Raw genomic sequence first — 24,627 nt, 5'->3', positions numbered from 1 at the left:
TTCACTTGAACTCCTTGATTATATATCTGGGAGTTTTTTATTTATGGAAATTTAGGTTGTGTATTAAACCTTTAACTATAAAATCATAATTGTAGCTATACATAAATAGCTTCTTTTTGTTTAAATTTATATTCATTATAATATGTTGTTCTAACTAATAAGTTCTAGCTCTATATTTTTACTCATTTTCAAAAGTAGTAAATAATAATAAATGTTTAGCTTTTTGAGTTTCTGTGAAGAAGTAAATGATTGTTTATTATCGACTTAGAAGGTGGATGAACATGGCAATTTTAAATAAGGTTATTATTGTTGAAGGTAAATCTGATAAGAAGAGAGTACAACAAGTCGTTGCTGAACCTGTGAATATCATTTGCACACATGGTACAATGAGTATCGATAAATTAGACGATATGATTGAAACTTTATATGATAAGCAAGTGTATGTGCTAGCAGATTCTGATAATGAAGGCGAGAAAATTAGAAAATGGTTTAAACGTTATCTTAGCGAAAGTGAACACATCTACGTGGATAAAACGTATTGTGAAGTAGCACGATGTCCTAAGAACTATCTTGCTCACGTATTAAGTAAACATGGCTTTACAGTTCGTAAAGAAAAAAGTCTAATTCCTAATTTAAGAACTGAAAGGTTAGTAATTATGCATGAATAATTTTATAGAAATTGAAGATATTAGTGAACATAATAATAAAGAAAAACATTTAATTTTTGGTTATACACCGATGTGTGGAACTTGTAAAATTTCAGAACGAATGTTAGATATAGCTAATGAAATTTTACAGTTGCCCATTAAAAAGATAGATTTAAATTATCATCCAGATTTTAGCGAAAAGAATAAAATTATGTCTGTGCCTGTACTTATCGTCATGAACAAAGATCAAGAAACCGATAGAATTTATGCCTTTCAATCGGTTCCTTATTTGTTAGAAAATTTAAAATAGTTGTTGACGAAACTAGAGTGCAATGGTAGGATATAAATTAATTAAATAGTGCGAAAACTCTTATCAAGAGAGGTGGAGGGATGTGCCCTATGAAGCCCGGCAACCGTCTTATTATAGAAATGGTGCCAATTCACATAAAGTGTCACACTTTAGAAGATGAGAGAAAGATGATTTTATGCTTTCTCCACCGACTAAAGTGGGGAAAGCATTTTTTAATTACATAAAGATTTAAGGAGGCATTTAACGTGATTGAGTTGAAACAAGTTGTTAAACGTTATCACACAAAGAATAAGGATGTACTCGCTGTTGATCACGTTGATTTAAAAATAGAAACTGGCACGATTTTTGGTGTAATTGGATTCTCTGGTGCTGGTAAAAGTACGTTAGTGCGTATGTTCAATAATTTAGAAGAACCTACATCAGGTGACATCGTTATTGATGGCGACAATATAAATCAATTGTCTAAATCAGATTTACGACAGAAACGTCAGAAAGTAAGCATGATTTTCCAACATTTTAATTTATTATGGTCGCGTACCGTATTACGTAATATTATGTTTCCGCTTGAAATTGCTGGCTTTTCAAAAGATAAAGCAAAGAAGAGAGCGTTAGAACTTGTAGAATTAGTTGGCTTAAAAGGAAGAGAAAATGCTTACCCTTCAGAATTATCTGGAGGTCAAAAACAAAGAGTAGGTATCGCTCGAGCATTAGCAAATGAACCAGATGTATTATTGTGTGATGAAGCTACAAGTGCGCTAGATCCACAAACGACTGATGAGATTTTAGATTTATTATTGAAAATTAAAGAGCGCGAAAATTTAACCATTGTAATCATTACGCATGAGATGCATGTAATTAGACGTGTATGTGATGAAGTAGCAGTAATGGAAAATGGTCGCGTGATTGAACAAGGCAGTGTCACTCAAGTATTTGAAAACCCACAACATGAAGTGACAAGACGCTTTGTAAAAGAAGACCTAGATGATGATTTTGAAGAGTCAATTAAACATTTAGAGCCTCTAGATTCAGACGCATACATCGTAAGACTTAACTTCAACGGTGAAAATACTACAGAACCAGTTATTTCTTACATAACTAAAAAACATAACATTGATTTTAATATTCTTGAAGCAAATATCAAAAATACACGTGGTAGTTCATTAGGTTTCTTAGTTATTCACATCCCACATATTACGGAAAAAGATTTTGAAAATTTCAAAAACGATTTACATCAGCAACATGTTAATGTGGAGGTGATTAAACATGGATAAGTCATATGGTGATATTTTCCACGAGATGATCACGATGCCTAACGTTCAATGGCCAGAAGTATGGCAGGCAATTTACGAAACACTTTATATGACGATTGTATCTACCATCTTTGCGTTTATTTTTGGATTGATTTTAGGAGTACTATTATTCTTATCTGCTAAAAGTAATTCTGCAGGCGCAAGAGTGTTCTATAGTATTGTGTCGTTCATTGTTAACCTGTTCCGTGCAATACCATTTATCATCTTAATCTTGTTATTAATTCCATTTACAAGTGTCCTATTAGGAACAATTAGTGGGCCAACTGGTGCACTACCTGCCTTAGTTATTGGTGCCGCGCCGTTCTATGCAAGATTAGTTGAAATTGCTTTTAAAGAAATAGATAAAGGGGTAATTGAAGCGGCTTGGTCTATGGGAGCAAATACTTGGACTGTCGTTCGTAAGGTATTAATCCCAGAAGCAATGCCAGCGCTAGTATCAGGTATTACGGTTACTGCCATCGCTTTAGTTGGTTCTACTGCAATTGCTGGGGTTATTGGTGCCGGTGGTTTAGGTAACTTAGCTTACTTAACTGGTTTTACTCGAAACCAAAATGATGTCATTTTAGTTTCAACAGTATTTATTTTAATTATTGTATTTATAATTCAATTTATTGGGGATTGGATTACAAATAAAATTGACAAACGCTAAAGAAAAGAGGATGAAATGAATGAAAAAACTTTTTAGTCTATTTTTAATACTTACATTAACAGTTGTTTTAGCAGCTTGTGGTAATGGTAGTGGAGGAAAAGATAAAAAAATTACAGTCGGTGCATCGCCAGCGCCTCATGCTGAAATTTTAGAAAAAGCTAAACCTTTACTTAAAAAGAAAGGCTATGACTTAGAAATTAAAACAATCAATGACTACACTACGCCAAATAAATTATTAGATAAAGGTGAAATTGACGCTAACTACTTCCAACACGTTCCTTACTTAAAAACAGAAAGTAAAGAAAAAGGTTACAAAATTGAAGACGCTGGTAAAGTTCACTTAGAACCAATGGCTGTTTACTCTAAAAAATATAAAAGCTTAAAAGACCTTCCTAAAGGTGCTACAGTATACGTGTCTAATAACCCAGCTGAACAAGGTCGTTTCTTAAAATTCTTCGTTGACGAAGGCTTAATTAAAATTAAAAAAGGCGTTAAAATTGAAGATGCAAAATTCGAAGATATCACTGAAAACAAAAAAGACATTAAATTTAACAACAAACAATCAGCTGAATATCTACCTAAAATTTATCAAAACCAAGACGTTGATGCAGCAATCATTAACTCTAACTACGCAATCGATCAAGGCTTAAACCCTCAAAAAGATTCAATTGCAGTGGAAAAAGCGAACAACAACCCTTACGCTAACTTAATTGCCGTACAAAAAGGTCATAAAGACGATGAAAAAGTAAAAGCTTTAGTTGAAGCCTTACAATCTAAAGAAATTAGAGACTTTATTAAAGATAAATACAAAGGTGCCGTTGTACCTGCCAAATAATAAATATTGAACTAAGCTCCGTAGTGAATTAATGACTACGGAGCTTTAGTATGTTTTAAATAGATTTTGAATCATTGTAGAGGATGCCAACACCAAATTTATTTTGAGCGAGAGCATACTCAAACTTGATAATTTCAATATAAGGATGCTCCTCTAAAAAGTTATTTACTTTTTTATTTAAGCCATTTTCAGTCATAGCGCTAAAATTTATAAATTTCATAACACTCAACTCCTTCTTGTGATTAAGTTTAGCATAGAGCGTAAAGGTAGTATTAGTAGAATATTTCCATTGAGCTTAATTAAAATATTTTGTTAATTATGTTTATAACTTATTTGGTGGGGTATAGTACCAATGTAAATAACAGTCCACCAAGGAGGAATTTTAAATGGCTGAAGATAAATTCGAACAAGCAAAAGGTAATCTTAAAGAAACAGTTGGTAATGCAACTGACAATAAAAATTTAGAAAAAGAAGGTCAAAACGATAAAGCATCAGGCAAAGCTAAAGAAGTTGTCGATAATGTAAAAGACAAAGCTAATGATGTTATTGACAAAGTAAAAGGTAACGACAACAAATAAGTTGTTATATAGATTAAGCGCATGTGCATAGCACATGCGTTTTTTTATGTTTATTAAGAAGATGTTTAATAAAAATGAAAAATATTTGGTAAATTTTTTAAAATAGCTTACCACACTTATTATTTTTAAATTATAATCGAATTATAAATAAAGGTGGGTGATTTTAAATGGTAACAAAATATATTTTAGGATTAGATATTGGTATAACTTCAGTAGGATACGGAATTATTAATTATGAGGATAAGACTATCATAGATGCAGGCGTCAGATTATTTCCAGAAGCTAATGTAGAAAATAATGAAGGGCGTAGAAGTAAAAGGGGCGCTCGTCGGCTAAAAAGAAGACGAATACATAGATTAGATAGGATAAAACAACTACTAAGCGAATATAACTTAGTTGATTTAGATAACATACCTCAATCGCCGAGTCCTTATGAAATTCGAGTTAAAGGATTAAGAGAAGAACTTAGTAAAGATGAATTAGTAATAGCACTGCTTCATATAGCTAAAAGAAGAGGAATACATAATGTAGAAGCGGTTGATGAAACGCAAGATGAAGGAAATGAACTTTCCACTAAAGAACAACTAGCTAAAAATAACAATTTATTAAAAGATAAATATGTATGCGAATTACTACTTGAAAGATTGAAAGATGGAAAAGTTAGAGGAGAAAAAAACAGATTTAAGACTACAGATATAATTAAAGAAGTAAAACAGCTTTTAGAAACTCAAAAAGAAGCACATCAATTGGATGATGATTTTATTAATAGATATATAGATTTAATTGAGACACGTCGTGAATATTTTGAAGGTCCAGGTAAAGGTAGTCCTTTTGGCTGGGGTGGAGATTTAAAAAAATGGTATGAAACGTTAATGGGACATTGTACTTATTTTCCAAATGAATTAAGAAGTGTTAAATATTCTTATTCTGCAGACTTATTTAATGCGTTAAATGATTTAAATAATTTAGTAATCCAAAGAGAAGGGAATTCTAAATTAGAATATCATGAAAAATATCATATTATTGAGAATGTCTTTAAACAAAAAAAGAAACCTACATTAAAACAAATAGCTAATGAGATAGGTGTTAGCCCTGACGACATAAAAGGATTTAGAATCAATAAATCAGGTAAGGAAACTTTTACAGAATTTAAACTATATCATGATTTGAAAAAAGTGCTTATTGATCAAAGTATTTTAGAGAATGTTCAACTATTAGATCAAATTGCTGAGATTTTAACTATATATCAAGACAAAGAAAGCATTATAAATGAACTCAACCAATTGTCAGAAATAATTAATGAACAAGATAAAGAGAGTATTTCTAACTTAAGTGGTTATAACGGTACTCATAGATTATCATTAAAATGTATTAATTTAGTAATAGAAGAGTTATGGCATACTTCTAGAAATCAAATGGAAATCTTTACCTATCTAAATATTAAACCTAAAAAAATTGATTTAGCCAAAACAAATAAAATACCTAAAAATATGATTGATGAATTTATTTTATCTCCAGTAGTTAAAAGAACATTTGGACAGGCGATTAATGTAATCAATAAAGTGATTGAAAAGTATGGGGTGCCTGAAGATATCATCATAGAATTAGCTAGAGAAAGTAACAGTAAAGATAAACAAAAATTTATCAATAGTTTGCAGAAAAAGAATGAAACTACACGTAAACGTATTAATGAAATAATAGGTCAATACGGTAATCAAAATGCTAAAAGATTAGTTGAAAAAATTAGACTTCATGATGAACAAGAAGGGAAATGCTTGTATTCTTTAGAAAGTATTCCATTAGAAGATTTAATCAACAATCCTCAATATTACGAAGTGGATCATATTATTCCACGCTCTGTGTCATTCGATAACTCATATCAAAATAAAGTTTTAGTTAAGCAAACTGAAAACAGCAAGAAAAGTAACCGTACGCCTTACCAATACTTTAATTCAGGAGAGACTAAATTATCTTATAACCAATTTAAACAACATGTTTTAAACTTAAGTAAATCTAAAGATAGAATCTCTAAGAAAAAGAAAGAATATTTATTAGAAGAACGAGATATTAATAAATATGAAGTTCAAAAAGAATTTATTAATCGTAACTTAGTAGACACTAGATATGCGACGAGAGAACTTACTAATTACTTAAAAGCATATTTCAGTGCCAATGATATGGATGTTAAAGTTAAAACAATTAATGGTAGCTTTACTGATTATTTAAGAAAAGTTTGGAAATTTAAAAAAGAACGTAATCATGGATATAAACATCATGCTGAAGACGCATTGATTATCGCAAATGCAGACTTTTTATTTAAAGAAAATAAAAAGTTGAAAAAAGCTAATGCAATTTTAGAACAACCTTCTTTAGATAATGGGAAAAGTGACGCTACAGTTGAAAATGATAATGAATACGTAGAGACTTTTTCAATTCCTAAACAAGTAAATGACATTAAAGAGTTTAGAGATTTTAAATTCTCTCACAGAGTAGATAAAAAACCAAATAGACAGTTGATTAATGATACATTGTATTCGACACGAAAAATTGAAAATCACACTTTCATAGTTTCGCCTATAACAAATATTTATAGTAAAGATAACGATGAGCTAAAGAAAAAATTTAATAAAAACCCTGAGAAATTTTTAATGTATCAACATGACCCAAAAACTTTTGAAAAATTAGAAGTAATCATGAAGCAATACGCGAATGAGAAAAATCCATTGGCTAAGTATCATGAAGAAACTGGAGAATATTTAACTAAATATAGTAAGAAAAATAATGGACCGATAGTTAAAACAATTAAGGTTTTAGGAGACAAAGTAGGTAAACATTTAGATGTAACACATAAATATAAATATTCTAATAGTAAAATAGTCAAAAAAACCATCAATCCATATCGCTTTGATGTCTATTTAACAGATAAAGGATACAAGTTTATTACGATTTCATATTTAGATGTTTTGAAGAAAGATAATTACTATTATATTCTTAAAGAAAAGTATGAAGAGTTAAAAATTAAGAAATCAATTAGTGATACCGACCAATTTATCGGTAGTTTTTACTACAATGATTTAATTAAAATCAATGATCAGATATTCAAAGTTGTTGGAGTGAATAATGATTTACTAAATAGAATTGAATTAGATCTTCTTGATATAAGTTATAAAGAGTACTGTAAGATAAATAATATTAAGACGAATAGAATTATTAAAGGAATAACTAAAAAAATTACTAATATTGAAAAATTCTCGACGGATGTATTGGGCAATTTATATAAAGCGCATAGTAACCATCCACAATTAATCTTCAAACAGAGGGATTAATTATGAGTTGGAGAATTGTTTACGTTAATGAAGTTAATCATATGTCATTGAATTTAAACAGTTTGAAAATTAAAAAAGGTGATCTTGAAACTAAAATCCCTTTAGCGGATATCTTTGCTTTAGTGATTGAAGATTTAACGGTCACTATCACTTCTCGGTTATTAGTCGAGCTTTCCGATTATAATATTTTAGTTATTTTTTGTAACCAACAACATTTACCAGAATGTACATTGCAACCCATTTCGGGACACTTTAATCAATATATGCAAATGAAAGAACAACTTAAATGGGATGAAGCACGAAAAAGCGAATTGTGGCGTATTATTGTAAGAAGTAAAATTCAAAATCAAATGGCATGTATGAATTATATGAATATTGAACAAAGTAGAATTGAAAAAATGAAAGAACTAAAAAACTCCGTTACTTTATTTGATAGAAATAACATCGAAGGCCAGGCGGCGAAATACTATTTCAATAGTTTTTTTGATGAATTTACTAGAGATAATAAGGAATTGGTTGAAAATGCAGTTTTGAATTACGGATATACTATTTTAAATTCAGCAATAGCAAGAACGATTGTCGCTAAAGGTTTGATACCAGCTATTGGAATACATCATATCGGTGGTAGAAATCATTTCAATTTAGCTTCAGATTTAATAAAACCATTTAGACCAATTGTAGATTTATTATTGCTAAAACATCCACCTGAGGATTATTTAACTAAAGAATATAGATTGAAAATTATAAATTTACTACACGCTAGAGTTGAAATTGACGGGAAAATGCAAACAGTAATTAGAGCAATTGATATTATGGTTCAATCTATTATTGAATACTTTAAACATGGAGAGATAGAGAGTTTAAAAATTCCAAGTTTAAAGAAATATAAATTTTATGAGTTATAGATTTATGAGAGTCTTACTAATGTTTGATTTGCCTGTTGAAACAAAACAACAAAGACGTATTTATAGTAAATTTAGAAAACGGCTAATTGAAGATGGATTTTTAATGATGCAATATTCTATATATATTAAGAGTGTAATTAATAAAGATGCTGCTGATTTGACGATAAGAAGGGTAAACGCTTTTTTACCTAATGAAGGGCATGTAAGAGCGCTTATTATAACGGAGAAACAATATCAACATATGCAAATACTTTTAGGTGAGGAAAATCAAAATATAGAATTATTAGGCGATAATCGAACAATAATATTTTGAATAATTAATAGTATGAATAATTTAATATGGCAAATAAAATCAGAATTCGTACCTAATGTAACTTTGAATATTGGAAAATACACAGCTATTTATAACGAATATGAAACGGTTGAAGAAGATTTACTTAATATAATTAATCAGTATTTTAAAAAGAGAAATTCTAACAAAAAAGATGTGTCAATTATTGATATATCGTCTCAAGAACTCGTTTCTAATTTAATGTATGAGAGCATTATAATTGATAACTATAAAATCGAAGATGAACATTCTCTAGGTTCGTCTTCGACTTTGAATAAAAAAATTCAACGAGATTTTACTGACAGTATAGAAGGTAGGGGATATTTAAACTCAATTAATACTTTACTAACAGATCTATTAGAAAATATTAATTATAATGAGCTCCCGTTAAATGTTAAAAATTTTGATTTAAAACAATTTGTTAAATTACTTAGCTTTGAATATGAATTAAAAGAAGACTATTCGAAATTAATTACTAGAATCGAACAAGTTTTACCTTTATTAATTGATGAATTAAATAAGCAACATAATAATAAGGTATTATTAATTTATTTATATCCAGAAGCTAATTTAAGTCCTAAAGAGCAGATGAAATTAAAAAAATTATTAATTTCACTACAAGTCAATATAATAGTTTTAACCGGATCGTTACATTTTATGGCTAACGAATGGCACTATAATAATTACATTAGAAGTGGTAAACAAAAACTAACTTCAAAATTTATAGAGGAGTTACTTTGGAATGCTCCTTTAGATTTTAAAAAAGTAGAACTTGAAAAGAGCTTAAACCAATTTATTTTGACGTATCAAGATAAAGTAGAAATAAACCCAACTATTTCTAATTATCAAATTGCTCAAATTATGTTATTTAGTTCAATAGATATATGTAGGGCTATCATATTTACAACATTGTAATCATCAATTTGAAATAGATTTAAATGATGAGTTACTTTCGAAAAGTATGAAAATGTATTTAAAGCAACGCATAGGTTATGAATAACTTCTTTACATTCTAATAGTAATTTATTTATTATTAATGTATCAATTAGTTTAGCTAGCTAATTAGCATATACTTAATAGTATCTTAAGCTTTTAGCACATGTTAGAAATTACTATTTTAAAGTTTATTGTTGGTATTAAACTTTAAAACGAAAATTGCTTGCTAGAGGTTTTAGTACTCTGTAATTTTAGGTATAAGTGAAGCCCAATACAATTTCTAAGGCTATTACAGATAGTTTTAGTACTTTGTAATTTTAAGTATAGGAATAAGAATTAATTTTGAATAGCTACTAAAGAAGTTTACTGTTTTAAAGTTACGAGTGGTTTATTTATTTCATCGAACTATTAGAATTTAAAATTGAAAAGAGTAATTATGCTTGAATTATTTTTAAATATAGTTGAAAAATAGTTGACTTAGTATAGCAAGTAGAAATATAATGTTCTTGTAGAACGAGTTTAGCTAACTTGTACTTATACCTAAAATTACAGAATCTACTAAAACAAGACTATATATCGTGTTTATCCCATCAATTTATTGATGGGATTTTTTTGATTTATTAGAATTTAGATCAGTCGTCTCATTTGTAAACAAGCAATTGCTTTGTTTCTCCGACATTTCATTTTCCATATAAAAAAGCCAACAAAGACACGTGCTTTGTTGACTTTAAAATAATAACTAAATATTACTCTGGAGTATCGATATTACTTGTTACTTTACCTAAAACATAGCTTGCGATAAAGCCTAAAACGAGAGTAATGATAGAAATAATCCACTCGATTCCTGAGCTTGGTAGACCAGGGAAAACCGCAAAAATAGATCCTACGACAAAGCCAATAATTAAGGCGAAAGTAGTGTAAAAGTAATGTGTTAAGCAATACTTAATAATACGACTTGAAAGTAAGAATCCTGTTAAAATACCAAGTCCTACAATTAGTAATAATGGCAACCCGTCAAATTGAAACTTAACTAAATTAGATACGGCATACATTACTGTCCCATAGGCGCCAAATACCAATAACATAAATGAACCAGAAATTCCTGGTAACAACATAGCACTAGAAGCACATACACCAGCTATAAAATATTTAATAATAAGACCAAAAGATAAGTGAAGTGATGTGTCTGCGCTTTGATCACCTGAATTTAATAAAGTTATTGCGACTAGTATAGCGATACCCACAATCATTACAATGTAGTGTTTAGCTGAGAATGTCTTTTTAACATGGGCAGTTCTTAATAAGTAGGGAATGATGCCGATAATTAATCCAGTGAAGAAGAACATTGTTGCAACGTGATGATACTCTAATAGATAGTTAATTAAATTACTTAATATCCCGATTGCTAAGCCCATACCTATTAAAATAGGAAGTAAAAATTTTAAACTAGGCCAAAATCTTTTAGAAAATAGTCCACTTACAGAGGAAATAAAGCCATCGTAAATACCTAGTAATAGAGCTATTGTGCCCCCGCTTATTCCTGGAACTAAATCCGACGTGCCCATACCAAATCCTTTTAAAATATTGCTCCACTTAAAATTCTTCATGAGCATTTCCTTTCTATTGTTAATTGAAAGCAAATCATAACAAAATTCACAAAAATAAGAAAATAATTGAATTATAAACACGATAATATTAAGCATTTAACATATCTTGCTTCAAATTAAACTTTCTCAAGTAAATGCCATCAACTAATTTGTAAAATCCAAATAAAAGGAACAGATAATTATTGAAAGTATATAAGGCCTTAGCATAGAACATTTGTGTCTAAATTGTTTCTATTGAGAACAATACGCGTATCATTATCAGTTAAAATCAATTAATGATTACCAGATAAAAATTATTTTAGATAAATAATAAGTCTAATTTGGAGTTTTAATAAGTTTATATTACGCGATATATGCGTTATAATGAGGTGTATTAAAGTACACAGAGCTTTTTGACTACACATTAAAATTATTATAAACTAGTTAAGAAACTTTATATGACGGAGGGAATATAAATGGCATCAACATTAGAAATTAAAGATCTACATGTATCTATTGAAGATAAAGAAATCTTAAAAGGTGTTAATTTAACTGTTAAGACAGACGAAATACATGCAATCATGGGGCCTAATGGTACGGGTAAATCAACATTATCATCTGCAATTATGGGCCACCCAACATACGAGGTAACTCAAGGTGAAGTATTATTAGATGGCGTTAATATTTTAGAATTAGAAGTTGACGAAAGAGCAAAAGCTGGTCTTTTCTTAGCTATGCAATATCCATCAGAAATCACTGGTGTAACTAATGCAGACTTCATGCGTTCAGCAATTAATGCTAAACGTGAAGAAGGACAAGAAATTAACTTAATGCAATTTATTAAAAAATTAGACAAAGAAATGGATTATTTAGATATCGATAAAGATATGGCGCAACGTTACTTAAATGAAGGTTTCTCTGGCGGTGAGAAAAAACGTAACGAAATCTTACAATTAATGATGTTAGAACCTAAATTCGCTATTCTTGATGAAATTGACTCAGGTTTAGATATCGACGCATTAAAAGTAGTATCTAAAGGTATCAATAAAATGCGTGGAGAAAACTTCGGGGCATTAATGATTACTCACTATCAACGTTTATTAAACTATATTACTCCAGATAAAGTACACGTAATGTATGGCGGTAAAGTAGTTAAATCAGGCGGTCCAGAATTAGCTAAACGTCTTGAAGAAGAAGGTTATGAATGGGTTAAAGAAGAATTTGGTGCTACAGAATAGTCTATGAATTGTTCATTTAAATAATAGAACAAGACATAACTTATTTAATATACTTGCTAAATTACACGCAACTAATTATATCAGACTGAGGAATAATGCTTTAAGGTATTAGAGAATAGGTATGAATTTCCTACAGTCGTTAAAATTTTCATCAAGTAGGAGGAAAAAGAGTTATGACAACCGAAACTTTGAACATTTCTGAAGAACAACTTGTTGATTATTCTAAAGCGCACAATGAACCTTCTTGGATGACAGAATTACGTCAAAAAGCGTTAAAATTAACAGAAACTTTAGAAATGCCTAAACCGGATAAAACTAAATTAAGAAAATGGGATTTCGATACTTTCAAACAACATAGCGTTGAAGGAAAAGTATTTAATGATTTATCTGAGCTTCCTGAAGCTATTAAAGAAATCATTGATGTTGAAAACTCTAAAAACTTAATCGTGCAACATAATAATGCTTTAGCATATGCTCAAGTATCAGAACAAGCTCAAAATAATGGAGTTATTATTGAAGGCTTAGCTGAAGCATTAGTAAACCATAGTGACTTAGTACAAAAATATCTAATGACTGATGCAGTGACAGTTGATGAACATCGTTTAACAGCGTTACACGCTGCATTAATCAATGGTGGCGCATTCGTCTATGTACCTAAAAACGTAGTAGTCGAAGACCCAGTTCAATACGTAGTACTTCACGACGATGAAAACGCTAGTTTCTATAACCACGTGATTATCGCAACTGAAGAAAGTGCGGAAATCACATATGTTGAGAACTATCTATCAACAGTAAGTGGTGAAGGTAACCAACTTAACATCGTTTCTGAAGTTATTGCTGGCGCAAACTCTAATATCACTTATGGTTCAGTAGATTACCTCGATAAAGGTTTCACTGGTCATATCATTCGTCGTGGTACAACTGAAGCTGATGCCTCTATTAACTGGGCGTTAGGTTTAATGAACGAAGGTAGCCAAATTATTGATAATACGACTAACTTAATTGGTGACCGTTCTACAAGTGAACTTAAATCAGTAGTAGTTGGTACTGGCGAACAAAAAATTAATTTAACTTCTAAGATCGTTCAATATGGTAAAGAAACAAATGGTTATATCTTAAAACATGGTGTAATGCTTGAAAGTGCATCATCAGTATTTAACGGTATTGGCTATATTAAACATGGCGGTACAAAATCTATTGCTAACCAAGAATCACGTGTATTAATGTTATCTGAAAATGCACGCGGTGACGCTAACCCAATCTTATTAATTGATGAAGATGATGTAGAAGCTGGACACGCCGCATCAGTAGGTCGAGTAGATCCTGAACAACTTTACTACTTAATGAGTCGTGGTATTTCACAAAAAGAAGCTGAACGCTTAGTTATTCATGGTTTCTTAGATCCAGTTGTACGTGAATTACCTATCGAAGATGTTAAACGTCAATTAAGAGAAGTAATCGAACTTAAAGTAAACAAATAAATCATACGAGATTTTTAATAAAAGAAAGGTCGTGAACAAAGTGGCCGAAACTTCATTAGATATTGAGAAAATCATTAAAGATTTTCCAATATTAGAACAAAAAGTTAATGGTAAACGATTAGCCTACCTTGACTCAACAGCGACAAGCCAAACGCCAGTGCAAGTATTGAATGTAGTAGATGATTATTATAAACGCTATAATTCAAACGTTCACCGTGGCGTTCATACGCTTGGCTCATTAGCTACTGACGGCTATGAAAGCGCACGTGAAACGGTTCGTCGTTTCATTAACGCTAAATATTTTGAGGAAATTATCTTTACAAGAGGTACTACTGCATCAATTAATATTGTAGCTCACAGTTATGGCGATGCGAATGTAGAAGAGGGCGATGAAATTGTTGTGACAGAAATGGAACATCATGCGAATATTGTTCCTTGGCAACAACTCGCTAAACGTAAAAACGCGTCTTTAAAATTCATTCCAATGACTGATGAAGGCGAATTAAAACTTGAAGATATTAAAGCTACGATTAACGATAATACTAAAATTGTCGCTATTGCACATGTATCTAATGTGCTTGGTACGATTAACTATGTGAAAGAAATTGCTAAGATTGCACACGAACATGGTGCGATTATAAGTGTTGATGGTGCTCAATCCGCACCACACATGGATATTGATGTACAAGATTTAGATGCAGATTTCTTTAGTTTTAGTGGGCATAAAATGTTAGGACCAACTGGAGTTGGCGTATTATACGGTAAACGTGATTTACTAAAAAATATGGAACCTGTGGAATTTGGTGGCGACATGATTGATTTCGTAAGTAAATATGATGCCACATGGGCTGATTTACCTACTAAATTCGAAGCAGGTACGCCATTAATCGCACAAGCAATTGGCTTAGCTGAAGCTATCCGTTATATTGAAAAATTAGGTTTCGATGCGATTCATCAACATGAAAAAGAACTTACAGAATATGCATACGATCAAATGTCATCCATTGATGGCCTTGAAATATACGGGCCACCTAAAGAGCGTCGTGCTGGAGTGATTACATTTAATTTAACCGATATTCATCCGCATGATGTTGCTACAGCAGTAGATACAGAAGGTGTAGCAGTAAGAGCTGGACATCACTGTGCTCAACCATTAATGAAATGGTTGAACGTTTCTTCTACTGCACGTGCAAGTTTCTATATTTATAATACTAAAGAAGATGTAGACCAACTTGTTGAAGCATTGAAACAAACGAAGGAGTTTTTCTCTTATGAATTTTAATAATTTAGATCAACTTTATAGATCTGTAATTATGGACCATTATAAGAATCCAAGAAACAAAGGCGTTTTAGACAATGGCTCAATGACTGTAGATATGAATAATCCAACCTGTGGTGACCGTATTAGATTAACGTTCGATATTCAAGATGGCATTATTAATGATGCTAAATTCGAAGGTGAAGGTTGTTCAATCTCAATGTCCAGTGCATCAATGATGACAGAAGCAGTTAAAGGACATTCATTAGGTGAAGCAATGCAAATGAGTCAAGAGTTCACTAAGATGATGCTTGGTGAAGATTATGAAATTACAGAAGAAATGGGCGATATTGAAGCACTTCAAGGTGTATCTCAATTCCCAGCTCGAATTAAGTGTGCAACATTAGCCTGGAAAGCTCTTGAAAAAGGTACGGTTGAAAAAGAAGGTAAAACAGAGGGGACTACTGAAGAGTAGTCTAATAACTTAGGAGATGGGATAGCAATTTATTGTAATTTAAAGATTTTGTTGTCTTAATCTCATAATCAGTTTAAGCTGTTTTTTTCTTACACATTTAACTTTTTACACTTGTGACTTTTTATGAAGGTTGCATATTGTTACAATGACAATAGACAATAACATAACTATTAAAAATCTCGCGCACGTCGTTTAAATATATTTAAGGAGTGATTGAAATGGCTAAAAAAGCACCTGATGTTGGAGATTATAAATATGGTTTCCACGATGAGGATGTTTCCATTTTCAGATCAGAACGTGGTTTAACAGAAAATATCGTTAGAGAAATTTCAAAAATGAAAGAAGAGCCAGAATGGATGCTCGACTTCAGACTTAAAGCGTTAAAATTATTCTATAAAATGCCGATGCCTCAATGGGGTGGCGACTTATCAGAATTAAACTTTGATGACATCACATACTACGTTAAACCTTCAGAACATACTGAACGTTCTTGGGACGAAGTACCTGAAGAAATTAAACGTACATTTGACAAATTAGGTATCCCTGAAGCAGAACAAAAATATTTAGCAGGTGTATCTGCACAATATGAATCAGAAGTTGTTTATCACAATATGGAAAAAGAATTAGAAGAAAAAGGTATTATCTTTAAAGATACGGATAGTGCTTTACGTGAAAACGAAGATTTATTTAAAGAATACTTCGCTTCAGTTATTCCAGCTGCTGATAACAAATTTGCTGCACTTAACTCAGCTGTATGGTCAGGTGGATCATTCATCTATGTACCTAAAAACGTTAAATTAGATACGCCATTACAAGCATACTTCCGTATTAACTCAGAAAACATGGGTCAATTCGAACGTACATTAATCATTGCTGACGAAGGCGCATCAGTAAACTACGTTGAAGGTTGTACTGCACCAGTTTATACAACTAGTTCATTACACTCAGCAGTAGTTGAAATTATCGTTCATAAAGATGCTCACGTACGTTATACTACTATCCAAAACTGGGCTAACAACGTTTATAATTTAGTTACAAAACGTACGTTTGTTCATGAAAATGGTAACATGGAATGGGTTGACGGTAACTTAGGTTCTAAGTTAACAATGAAATATCCTAACTGTGTACTTTTAGGTGAAGGAGCGAAAGGTAGTACATTATCAATCGCTTTTGCAGGTAAAGGACAAGTTCAAGATGCTGGTGCTAAAATGATTCACAAAGCGCCAAATACATCTTCAACAATTGTGTCTAAATCTATTTCTAAAAATGGGGGTAAAGTTATCTATCGTGGTATCGTTCACTTTGGACGTAAAGCAAAAGGCGCACGTTCAAATATCGAATGTGATACGTTAATCTTAGATAATGAATCTACATCAGATACAATTCCTTACAACGAAGTGTTCAATGACAATATCTCATTAGAACACGAAGCGAAGGTATCTAAAGTATCTGAAGAACAATTATTCTACCTTATGAGTCGTGGTATTTCTGAAGAAGAAGCAACTGAAATGATCGTAATGGGCTTCATTGAGCCATTCACTAAAGAATTACCAATGGAATATGCAGTAGAAATGAACCGTTTAATTAAATTTGAAATGGAAGGTAGTATTGGATAGCCTTCAAGCGCGTGGTTGAGCCATTCTCAATCGTGAAAATGGGCTATTGATACCATTTTGATACCATTTACTCGTCAAAAATGGCTATGGCATCGTGTTTTTTCTGAGTATATAAATGGCTGTAAGTGCCCATGGTTTCAGTGATTTGAGCGTGTCTCATTAGCGATTGTAAAACGAAAATATCTACACCATTATTTGCAAGATAAGAAGCATAAGAATGACGTAAAACATGTATATTGTATCCAGGAAATGCTTTTTGAAATTTCTTGTGAACATGGCTATAATGTTTAGGTGTCATTCCCCCGAAAATAAAATAACTTGTTTCATCAAAATATTTGTATAACTGTTTTTCACGTTGGTAGCGTTCAGTTAACATATTATTGATGAAATTAGGTAAGGGAACGATATCTTCTGAACTATCCGTTTTAGGTCGAGGGTATATTGTTCTGTTGGAGATATCCATTGTTTTATTGATGGATATCTCTTTTTTATATTTATTGTAATCTGTCCACACTAACGCCATAGCTTCACCTATACGTAAACCAGTGTAAAACATAAGAATGAATAATTCCTGATAATCTTGCTCCTCTATCTCTTTCACTCTATCTTCAAATTCTTCTCTCATCATAAACTTTGGTTTAGGTTTAACACGTGGGATAGGTTTAATTGATATTGTCGGATCTATGCGCAAACCAAAATATTTTTTAGCATAATTAATTACAACTTTGAAACCAGACCAAATTGTACGTGCTGTATTTGTAGAAGGGATATTATCCATTAAATATTTACGGAATTCTTGGCACTGATTTTGAGTAATTTTATTCATGTTAATATGACCGAATTTATCCTGAATATGTTTTTTATATTCATTTTGTTTACGTCTTTTTGTTTTGGGTCGTAAATCGCTATTTTCTAAGTAATGATTGAAAATATAATCGAAAGTCTTTGTATCATTGTAACCTTCTTGTATGTCGTGTAAGAAGCTAGCCTCAGCATTTTTAGCCTCACGCTTAGTTTTATAACCGCGCTTTAATTTACGTTTATTATTTCCGTACACATCTTTATATCGTGTAGAAAAATACCATTTATTAGTTTTCTCATCTTTATAAACTGCCATTTTACTCATTCCTCCTAAAAAAGGTAAAAAAATAATAAGGGTGCTCGTACACCCTTGATAGCTAATATGGTTCAAAGATCTTTTTCCAGTTATATGAAATCATAATAGCTATATTAGCTACTAATAATATAAGTGGAAATTCAGATTCGAAATATCCTTGAGGGAAATGAACAAAAATCAATGCACCTAACATAATTAATACTAGCCCTAGAGCAGCATAATTAGATAAGAAACCTATGATTAATGCAATTCCACCAAGTAGTTCTCCTAAAGCTAATATAATACCTAGAAATGCTGGGAACCCTATATCTGTAACCATATCTATCGGCATTTTAAAACCGCTTAAAACTTTTTGTGCGCCATGAGCAGTGAATATTATACCAACCATTAGTCTGATTAATAGCATGCCTAATCGCATTAGAGTTCACCTCCTTTCGATGGTATTATTTATGTTCCTTTCCTGCTGGATTCTCTATAATACTTAACGTCTAATGATTTAATTTCATCATTCATAAATTCATCTATACCAGATTTTTCATTAGGGTTCATAAAATTGTTTGCTCCTTTTCAAAATGTTTAAATATAGTTTATATTAAAATGCTTGTTATCTCTATTATTCACGATACGTTACAGCCTAAAAACTCCCAACGGCTCAAACGTAATAGTCATAATGGGTGTAATAAAGAAGGGTAGGCGTGCTACCCATGTAATATTAAATTGTAGTATTTCATGTTAAAATAAATAAAAAAGTAGGTGTAAGTGTGAATTGTATTAAATTGGTGATAACTCATGTTTTGATTGTTCTAGTAGTTTTAAATTTAGCAATTAGAATTTCTATAATGTTCGATTTGAATTACACCATTAGTTTTCTTGCGATATATATAATATTTTTAATGATTGTTAGGGTTGAGATTATCAATTATTATCAGAATCGTTTTGGTATACGCTTTCATCTGCGTTTTTAATTTCGCTTTTAAACTTTTCAGGAACTTTTAATATATCTTTATCAGACGCATTATTTTTTTGATGAAATGCGCGTATTGATTCTTCCATTTGTATTCTGTCATATTGATATTTTACTATATCGGTCTTTAGTTTCTCTCTTTCAGCATCATTTCTTAATTCTTTAATATCGTTTGGAACTTTTTCTTGGAATTCTATTCCATCTATAGATTTTATCTTTTTACCCTTAAAAAGTTGATAAAACATTATCACATTAGCTATCCAACCACTAACATTAAATACTTCTTTATTTTTGGAATAAACTTCTTTAATAAAATCAAATGGTATATGTGATATGAATTCGATTAAACCAGGACTTTGTACATCTATCTTTTGGGATTTAAATTCAAAAGAAGTGCTTTCTGTATATATTTTTATTAAATTATTAAATTCAAACCAAAGTTGCGGAGAAATATCTTCTTTTCTTTTAATATCTATGTTTATATGTAAATGATTATTCTGTATATAGACGGGATTTATTAAATAATTAATTGCTTCTTTATATTCTGACAAATTTATTATTGTTTGATGCATTTGAAGTTTGTTTAATATTTTAGGGTCAATGCGATAGCGTGAGCATTCTTTTAACCATTTTATTTTTCTATTTAGTTTATTTTTGGAATATTTATACCCCTTTTCTTTACTATCCATTTCAAATTTTTGGTTTTCTTCATCAGTGTATTCTCTTGCATTACTCACAATAATACCTATAGAAAATTCGAAAGACCTATAATTAGGAACCATTACGTAATCGCCTATATTAATTTCGTGAATAAATTCAAATAAACGCTTGCTTAGATCAGTAATGTTTCTTTTAGTTAAATTATTTTTTTCTAGTATTCTATCTCTTTCATCTTCAGGTAATTTGGAAAGGGTCTTTTTCAGCTTTTTCTGTTTACTATCATTCTTAGATGTAATCACTTTTTTATAGTCGTCTAGTTTATTCATTTCTCTTAAAGTATTTAGATCTATAATGTTGTTAGATATAGATACATGGTTATTATATTTAAAGTCTTCATACCAAGTTCCGCCGTTTGTACGAATTAGCCAATAATTCGTATTGTCAGGAATTATATCGATTTTCAAATAATTTTCTTCCATCCCTCAACCTCCTTTGCTTAAATAATCTTCGTCTTCATCTACTTTACTTTCAATAATTTTAAGCACCTGTCTTACTTTATGAGATGTGATATCTTTAGGTAAAGAATAGGTGAAGTAATTATTTTTATTCGTTTTCACTTCGTAAACAATTTCACTTGATTTTATTTTGCAATTTAAAATTATCAATTCTAGTCTCCTTAAAATAGATAAATTCAATACACCTCATACAACCTAAATACTCTCAACGGCTCAAACGTAATAGAGTAATTGGCGTAGTGTGTACCAATACCATATTAACTTTAATAAGTTATTCCATTCGATTGATAAGTAATAATGCTAATTGACCAGTAGCTTTTGCATCATTCAAAGCTTGATGTGATTCTCCATCATCTAAATTGAAGTATTCTTTTAAAGTTTCTAATTTATGATTAGGTGTTTCGTTTATCAACCTTCTAGAAGCAGTTAATGTATCAAAAACTCGAAACTTTTCATGTTCTATATTGAAATCATGAAGGTTTTTTAAAAGAAATTTCATATCGAATGGTGCGTTATGAGCAACAATTGTTTTACCACCAATTAATAAGAGTAGTTCTTTCATATACTCTTTAGATATTCTAGGCTTATCTTCCAAAAATTCATTTGTAATTCCAGTTTTTCGCATAACTGTTTTACCAACCGGTTGATTAGGTTTAAAAAACTTTGTAAATTCATTAATTACATTTCCATCTTTAAATTCAACAACACCATATTGGATGATTTCGTTATCTTTATAATTTAGTCCAGTTGTTTCGAAATCTAAAACTACAAAAGTTGACGTTAATTTTCTAGCTTTAGTATAAGATAAGTCTAAATGAGTTGATGAACGTGAAGGTTCTACTTTCTCTTTAGAAGAATTTTCAAATGAAAACAAAGTAGAAAAATAATCTTCTTTTATATTCTTGTTTTCTGATTTAAGTTCATCTATTTGGTTTTCTTTTAATTTTAATTTTTCGTTTAATTCTTGAATGCTTTTTTGTGTCTTTTCAGTATTTTCTTTTAGAGTCGCGACTTGTTTATTTTCCTTTTCAAGTTTAAGTATATAATCTTGTTGAGAAGCTAATTCTTTTTTTAGATTTTCGTTATTTTCAATTAATTCTTTAGATTCAACTTCTTTGATTATTTCTTTTTCTACAACTCTTGGTTTTTTATTATTTTCATCTAATTGTTGATTTGCATTATTTAAATCAATTTTTACTTGATTTAATTCTTTGTTTAATCTTTTATTCTCTTCGTGTAATTGAATAGGGATATCTTCTTTTTGATTTGTTATCTCTTTATTCTTTTTAGTTGTATTTAATTTAATTAGTTTAAATAAACTAATTATAAATATTAATAGAAATACTAATAACATTGCTAAATCAATAAAGCTTAGACCTTGATCAATAATCACTAATAGTCCGCCAACAACTATGAATAAAGAGAAAACCAATAATATCCAAAGTAGTATCTTTTTCATATATGTCTCCTTTACTGTATATCTTTATATTCAAACACTCGTAACGGTTCAAACGTAATAACATAATTGCCGTAGTGTGGCAAAATAATTTATATTAAAGCGCCGAAAGGGCGCTGTTAATCTTTATAAACATCTTTATTTTCAGTTAACGGTATATCGTTCTTTACCATATGTTCCAATTGTTCCATAGTATATACTGGGACTTTCACTAATTCGTCCCAGTGTTTTGGCTCTTCATCGTAATATTCCCATTCCATGTTAAAACCTCCTATAAAATTACTTTACCAATCAATCTCACACCTTCATTTTCATAAAAATGTAAGTCACGATAATCTTTATTTAAAGATACAAGTGTCAGTCTATCTTCACCCACATGTACTTTCTTAACATATGCCTCACCGTTAATGATAAATACGCCGATTTGACCATTCTTAATGTTATTAGATTTCTCTACAAAGATAATTTCTTTATCACTAAACATCGGTTCCATCGAATTACCGTTAACTTGTAATGCTATATCATGAGGAGGGACGTAACCTTTAACCGAAACCTTGAATTTAGGTTCATCAAAGATTTGTTCACCAGTACCAGCAGAGACGTAGCCATTGACATCAGTTAATGTTGTATTTTCGTTTTTGTATGTATCTAGGTCAATCACATTATCATCAGTAGAGTTTTGCAATTCTAACTGATGATTAGCAAAATTTAATACGTTGTGTTGGCGTGGAGGTGTGAGTTGTATAATTTTTGTGATTGATTCACTGATTATTGTGTCGTCTATCTCCATTAAATTTTCAGGCTTTATATTCAACCCTCTACAAATTTTAATAACATTTTCAACTTTAGCATTGAAAACACCTCTCTCTAATATAGAACGAACCGTTGTATAAGCTAACCCTATTTCAACCGAAAAAGCTTTAACCGAACCAGATTTTAATTCCATTAAATGTTTTAAATGTGTTTCTTTTTCCATTTTGGTTACCTCATTTCTAATTTCTACCTATATATTAACATGCGAAAAATCGTATATCAATATAAATTAAATAAAAAAATACGAAAAATAGTATTGACTTAATACGAAAATTCGTATATAGTGTAATTAAGCACTTCAGCAGTGCTTGTTTTTAAAATTCTAAGTACGAAAATTCGTATCAAGGAGGAGGTACTATGTTGGCCAACCTAGAGAAAATCAGAAAACAGAAAAAAGTATCTCTGGTAGATATCGCAGATTTATTAGAAGTTCGATATCAAACAGTATCAGATAAGATTAACGGTATTTCAGATTTCAAATTCGGAGAAGCGTTACTTATTAAAAATACTTTTTTTCCAGAGTATGAAATTGAATATCTGTTTTCCAAAGAAAAAGAACACCAAACAACTTAAAGGAGGTGAGTTAATTGTTCGAAATTGAACACATGAATGAAACTTTTGATTATTCACTAGTCGACAATGAAACGGCGGAATTCTTAAAAGAACGTGAATACACTATCAACGGTATTGCAGAAGATGCTCGTATCAAGATAGGTAAGGAATTAAAAAAAGCTAAAAACAAATTAGCTAATCATCACGGAGGAGTTTTTCAAAAGTGGATACAAAGTGGTGGCATGTCGCTAGATGATGCTTATTACTATATCAATTTAAATGAGTTATCGAGAAATCTCGATGACACAAAAAAAGACAACTTCCTTAATGCTCCTAAATCCTTACAAAAGGAAGTAATGAAAAAGAGCGTACCAGAAGACTTAAAACAAAAAGTTTTAGACGGAGATATAACAACACACAAAGAATATAAGCAACTTCAGAAAGACAAAGAAGAACTCGAACAACAAAACGCCCAACTCCAATCCCAAGTAGAACAAGCGCAACGCTCAGAAGAAATTGCTAAGAAACAACTAGAAGACGCAGAGAGTAGAGAGCCGGAAGTGATTGAGAAGTACATGGAGCCAGAAGATTATCAGGAAACTAAAAATGCGCTTGCTCAATCAAGACACCAACAAAAACTCATTGAACAACGTAATGAGAAGTTAGAAAAAGATATCAAAGAAATGGAACAACGCAGAGATGAAGTGAGTGAGAAATCACAGAAATATGATGAATTGAACAAAGCCATTAATGATATGAATGCCAAATTGAATGATGGTCAACAAAGATTGAAAGCGCAAAAAGAAATTTATGATTTGGTCAAAGGCAGTGAGAAAGTCATAAGAGAAGTAGCGCCACTTTGTTACTTAGCTTTTTCAAAAGACATTATCGACAACGACTATGCAAGAAAGCCCATTGAAAAAATTATCGAAGATTTAACTGATATGGCAAACAGATTAAGAAAACAATTAAAAAAAGGAGAAGTTATAGATGTCTAACCAAATAATGGAATTAACACGAAATCAAATGGAAAACATGGTAGCTCAAGCGAATTCAATTCTACAAATGT

The 24,627-nt window shown here is 30.7% G+C and carries 26 protein-coding genes and 1 riboswitch; of the genes, 17 read left to right on the top strand and 9 right to left on the bottom strand.

All coding sequences use genetic code 11. From position 1 onward, the window contains the following. Positions 1-281: 281 nt before the first annotated feature. From CD147_RS08860 to CD147_RS08840, 5 genes are all read left to right on the top strand, one after another. Positions 282-668, top strand: coding sequence for a toprim domain-containing protein (locus CD147_RS08860; RefSeq protein WP_103167034.1), 387 nt, complete (start codon positions 282-284; stop codon positions 666-668). Beyond that, positions 661-957 (top strand): thioredoxin family protein, encoded by a 297-nt coding sequence (locus CD147_RS08855; protein ID WP_103167033.1) that lies wholly within the window; start codon positions 661-663, stop codon positions 955-957. The genes CD147_RS08860 and CD147_RS08855 overlap by 8 nt, the downstream gene beginning before the upstream one ends. Positions 958-1,014: 57 nt before the next feature. Further along, a riboswitch (SAM riboswitch) is annotated at positions 1,015-1,120 on the top strand. 82 nt (positions 1,121-1,202) lie between these two features. Then, entirely contained in the window at positions 1,203-2,228 is a 1,026-nt protein-coding gene (locus CD147_RS08850; RefSeq protein WP_103167032.1) for a methionine ABC transporter ATP-binding protein, read from the top strand. Further along, on the top strand, positions 2,221-2,916 hold the full coding sequence (locus CD147_RS08845; protein WP_103167031.1) for a methionine ABC transporter permease: 696 nt from the start codon (positions 2,221-2,223) through the stop codon (positions 2,914-2,916). The genes CD147_RS08850 and CD147_RS08845 overlap by 8 nt, the downstream gene beginning before the upstream one ends. Positions 2,917-2,935: 19 nt before the next feature. Continuing rightward, positions 2,936-3,751 (top strand): MetQ/NlpA family ABC transporter substrate-binding protein, encoded by an 816-nt coding sequence (locus CD147_RS08840; RefSeq protein ID WP_103167030.1) that lies wholly within the window; start codon positions 2,936-2,938, stop codon positions 3,749-3,751. Between the two features lie 55 nt (positions 3,752-3,806). Here the strand turns inward: CD147_RS08840 and CD147_RS12110 are convergent, their stop codons facing one another. Then, positions 3,807-3,971, bottom strand: coding sequence for a hypothetical protein (locus tag CD147_RS12110; protein WP_167409758.1), 165 nt, complete (start codon positions 3,969-3,971; stop codon positions 3,807-3,809). A 166-nt stretch (positions 3,972-4,137) separates the two neighbouring features. Here CD147_RS12110 and CD147_RS08835 point away from each other — a divergent pair, with 166 nt between their 5' ends. The 5 genes from CD147_RS08835 (at position 4,138) to CD147_RS08815 (ending at position 9,806) form a co-directional block, all read left to right on the top strand. Beyond that, positions 4,138-4,329, top strand: a complete 192-nt coding sequence (locus CD147_RS08835) for a CsbD family protein (protein ID WP_103167029.1) — start codon at positions 4,138-4,140, stop codon at positions 4,327-4,329. Between the two features lie 167 nt (positions 4,330-4,496). After that, the gene (cas9, locus tag CD147_RS08830) at positions 4,497-7,655 is read left to right on the top strand and encodes a type II CRISPR RNA-guided endonuclease Cas9 (protein WP_103167028.1); all 3,159 of its coding nucleotides are present in this window, start codon (positions 4,497-4,499) and stop codon (positions 7,653-7,655) included. 2 nt (positions 7,656-7,657) lie between these two features. Continuing rightward, a complete protein-coding gene (cas1, locus tag CD147_RS08825; RefSeq protein ID WP_103167027.1) occupies positions 7,658-8,560 on the top strand; it encodes a type II CRISPR-associated endonuclease Cas1 in 903 nt (300 codons plus the stop codon). Positions 8,561-8,564: 4 nt separating this feature from the next. Beyond that, complete coding sequence (cas2, locus tag CD147_RS08820) at positions 8,565-8,873, top strand: CRISPR-associated endonuclease Cas2 (RefSeq protein ID WP_167409757.1); 309 nt, start codon at positions 8,565-8,567, stop codon at positions 8,871-8,873. A gap of 12 nt (positions 8,874-8,885) precedes the next feature. Beyond that, complete coding sequence (locus tag CD147_RS08815) at positions 8,886-9,806, top strand: hypothetical protein (RefSeq protein WP_103167025.1); 921 nt, start codon at positions 8,886-8,888, stop codon at positions 9,804-9,806. A 767-nt stretch (positions 9,807-10,573) separates the two neighbouring features. Here CD147_RS08815 and popT read toward each other — a convergent pair. Next, the gene (gene popT, locus CD147_RS08810) at positions 10,574-11,434 is read right to left on the bottom strand and encodes a polyprenyl-phosphate transporter PopT (protein ID WP_103167024.1); all 861 of its coding nucleotides are present in this window, start codon (positions 11,432-11,434) and stop codon (positions 10,574-10,576) included. A gap of 455 nt (positions 11,435-11,889) precedes the next feature. Between popT and sufC the strand changes: the two genes are divergently transcribed. The 5 genes from sufC to sufB all read left to right on the top strand — a co-directional run bounded on the left by sufC (position 11,890) and on the right by sufB (position 17,481). After that, positions 11,890-12,651: a Fe-S cluster assembly ATPase SufC gene (sufC, locus tag CD147_RS08805; RefSeq protein ID WP_103167023.1), complete on the top strand. Its 762-nt coding sequence runs from the start codon at positions 11,890-11,892 to the stop codon at positions 12,649-12,651. 173 nt (positions 12,652-12,824) lie between these two features. Beyond that, entirely contained in the window at positions 12,825-14,132 is a 1,308-nt protein-coding gene (gene sufD / locus CD147_RS08800; protein ID WP_103167022.1) for a Fe-S cluster assembly protein SufD, read from the top strand. Positions 14,133-14,163: 31 nt separating this feature from the next. Beyond that, positions 14,164-15,414 (top strand): cysteine desulfurase, encoded by a 1,251-nt coding sequence (locus CD147_RS08795; protein WP_174694343.1) that lies wholly within the window; start codon positions 14,164-14,166, stop codon positions 15,412-15,414. Further along, entirely contained in the window at positions 15,404-15,865 is a 462-nt protein-coding gene (gene sufU, locus CD147_RS08790; RefSeq protein WP_103167020.1) for a Fe-S cluster assembly sulfur transfer protein SufU, read from the top strand. Before CD147_RS08795 ends, sufU begins: the two co-directional genes overlap by 11 nt. A 218-nt stretch (positions 15,866-16,083) precedes the next feature. After that, entirely contained in the window at positions 16,084-17,481 is a 1,398-nt protein-coding gene (gene sufB, locus CD147_RS08785) for a Fe-S cluster assembly protein SufB (protein ID WP_037537233.1), read from the top strand. Between the two features lie 67 nt (positions 17,482-17,548). Here sufB and CD147_RS08780 read toward each other — a convergent pair whose 3' ends face one another. From CD147_RS08780 to CD147_RS08755, 7 genes are all read right to left on the bottom strand, one after another. Continuing rightward, positions 17,549-18,598, bottom strand: a complete 1,050-nt coding sequence (locus tag CD147_RS08780; RefSeq protein WP_103167019.1) for a site-specific integrase — start codon at positions 18,596-18,598, stop codon at positions 17,549-17,551. 61 nt (positions 18,599-18,659) lie between these two features. After that, entirely contained in the window at positions 18,660-19,016 is a 357-nt protein-coding gene (locus CD147_RS08775; protein WP_103167018.1) for a DoxX family protein, read from the bottom strand. Between the two features lie 497 nt (positions 19,017-19,513). Further along, positions 19,514-20,701 carry a hypothetical protein gene (locus tag CD147_RS08770; protein WP_103167017.1) on the bottom strand — a complete coding sequence of 396 codons (1,188 nt, stop codon included), beginning with the start codon at positions 20,699-20,701 and terminating at the stop codon, positions 19,514-19,516. 3 nt (positions 20,702-20,704) lie between these two features. After that, entirely contained in the window at positions 20,705-20,887 is a 183-nt protein-coding gene (locus CD147_RS08765) for a hypothetical protein (protein WP_103167016.1), read from the bottom strand. A gap of 121 nt (positions 20,888-21,008) precedes the next feature. Beyond that, the gene (locus tag CD147_RS08760) at positions 21,009-22,196 is read right to left on the bottom strand and encodes an exonuclease domain-containing protein (RefSeq protein ID WP_103167015.1); all 1,188 of its coding nucleotides are present in this window, start codon (positions 22,194-22,196) and stop codon (positions 21,009-21,011) included. A gap of 116 nt (positions 22,197-22,312) precedes the next feature. Further along, a complete protein-coding gene (locus CD147_RS12105; protein WP_016064914.1) occupies positions 22,313-22,453 on the bottom strand; it encodes a hypothetical protein in 141 nt (46 codons plus the stop codon). Between the two features lie 11 nt (positions 22,454-22,464). Beyond that, the gene (locus CD147_RS08755; RefSeq protein WP_103167014.1) at positions 22,465-23,169 is read right to left on the bottom strand and encodes a helix-turn-helix domain-containing protein; all 705 of its coding nucleotides are present in this window, start codon (positions 23,167-23,169) and stop codon (positions 22,465-22,467) included. Between the two features lie 194 nt (positions 23,170-23,363). On the opposite strand from CD147_RS08755, the gene CD147_RS08750 reads away from it, so the two are divergent. Further along, positions 23,364-23,579, top strand: coding sequence for a helix-turn-helix domain-containing protein (locus tag CD147_RS08750; protein WP_103167013.1), 216 nt, complete (start codon positions 23,364-23,366; stop codon positions 23,577-23,579). A 14-nt stretch (positions 23,580-23,593) separates the two neighbouring features. Next, complete coding sequence (locus tag CD147_RS08745) at positions 23,594-24,556, top strand: hypothetical protein (protein ID WP_233649187.1); 963 nt, start codon at positions 23,594-23,596, stop codon at positions 24,554-24,556. Positions 24,557-24,627: the final 71 nt, after the last annotated feature.

The sequence above is a fragment of the Staphylococcus devriesei genome (assembly GCF_002902625.1).
Lineage (GTDB): Bacteria > Bacillota > Bacilli > Staphylococcales > Staphylococcaceae > Staphylococcus > Staphylococcus devriesei.
The sequence above is the reverse complement of the archived record's forward strand: the minus strand, read 5'-3'. Positions and strand labels throughout refer to the sequence as shown.

Bases quoted from the DNA above. Each gene is read 5' to 3' on its own strand.
- CD147_RS08760 (WP_103167015.1), bottom strand. From the start codon at position 22,196: ATGAAAAAGATACTACTTTGGATATTATTGGTTTTCTCTTTATTCATA.
- CD147_RS12110 (WP_167409758.1), bottom strand. From the start codon at position 3,971: ATGAAATTTATAAATTTTAGCGCTATGACTGAAAATGGCTTAAATAAA.
- CD147_RS08780 (WP_103167019.1), bottom strand. From the start codon at position 18,598: ATGGCAGTTTATAAAGATGAGAAAACTAATAAATGGTATTTTTCTACA.
- sufU (WP_103167020.1), top strand. From the start codon at position 15,404: ATGAATTTTAATAATTTAGATCAACTTTATAGATCTGTAATTATGGAC.
- CD147_RS08750 (WP_103167013.1), top strand. From the start codon at position 23,364: ATGTTGGCCAACCTAGAGAAAATCAGAAAACAGAAAAAAGTATCTCTG.
- CD147_RS08775 (WP_103167018.1), bottom strand. From the start codon at position 19,016: ATGCGATTAGGCATGCTATTAATCAGACTAATGGTTGGTATAATATTC.
- CD147_RS08835 (WP_103167029.1), top strand. From the start codon at position 4,138: ATGGCTGAAGATAAATTCGAACAAGCAAAAGGTAATCTTAAAGAAACA.
- cas9 (WP_103167028.1), top strand. From the start codon at position 4,497: ATGGTAACAAAATATATTTTAGGATTAGATATTGGTATAACTTCAGTA.
- sufC (WP_103167023.1), top strand. From the start codon at position 11,890: ATGGCATCAACATTAGAAATTAAAGATCTACATGTATCTATTGAAGAT.
- CD147_RS08860 (WP_103167034.1), top strand. From the start codon at position 282: ATGGCAATTTTAAATAAGGTTATTATTGTTGAAGGTAAATCTGATAAG.
- CD147_RS08840 (WP_103167030.1), top strand. From the start codon at position 2,936: ATGAAAAAACTTTTTAGTCTATTTTTAATACTTACATTAACAGTTGTT.
- CD147_RS08845 (WP_103167031.1), top strand. From the start codon at position 2,221: ATGGATAAGTCATATGGTGATATTTTCCACGAGATGATCACGATGCCT.
- CD147_RS12105 (WP_016064914.1), bottom strand. From the start codon at position 22,453: ATGGAATGGGAATATTACGATGAAGAGCCAAAACACTGGGACGAATTA.
- CD147_RS08815 (WP_103167025.1), top strand. From the start codon at position 8,886: ATGAATAATTTAATATGGCAAATAAAATCAGAATTCGTACCTAATGTA.
- CD147_RS08755 (WP_103167014.1), bottom strand. From the start codon at position 23,169: ATGGAAAAAGAAACACATTTAAAACATTTAATGGAATTAAAATCTGGT.
- popT (WP_103167024.1), bottom strand. From the start codon at position 11,434: ATGAAGAATTTTAAGTGGAGCAATATTTTAAAAGGATTTGGTATGGGC.
- sufB (WP_037537233.1), top strand. From the start codon at position 16,084: ATGGCTAAAAAAGCACCTGATGTTGGAGATTATAAATATGGTTTCCAC.
- CD147_RS08770 (WP_103167017.1), bottom strand. From the start codon at position 20,701: ATGGAAGAAAATTATTTGAAAATCGATATAATTCCTGACAATACGAAT.
- cas2 (WP_167409757.1), top strand. From the start codon at position 8,565: ATGAGAGTCTTACTAATGTTTGATTTGCCTGTTGAAACAAAACAACAA.
- sufD (WP_103167022.1), top strand. From the start codon at position 12,825: ATGACAACCGAAACTTTGAACATTTCTGAAGAACAACTTGTTGATTAT.
- cas1 (WP_103167027.1), top strand. From the start codon at position 7,658: ATGAGTTGGAGAATTGTTTACGTTAATGAAGTTAATCATATGTCATTG.
- CD147_RS08855 (WP_103167033.1), top strand. From the start codon at position 661: ATGAATAATTTTATAGAAATTGAAGATATTAGTGAACATAATAATAAA.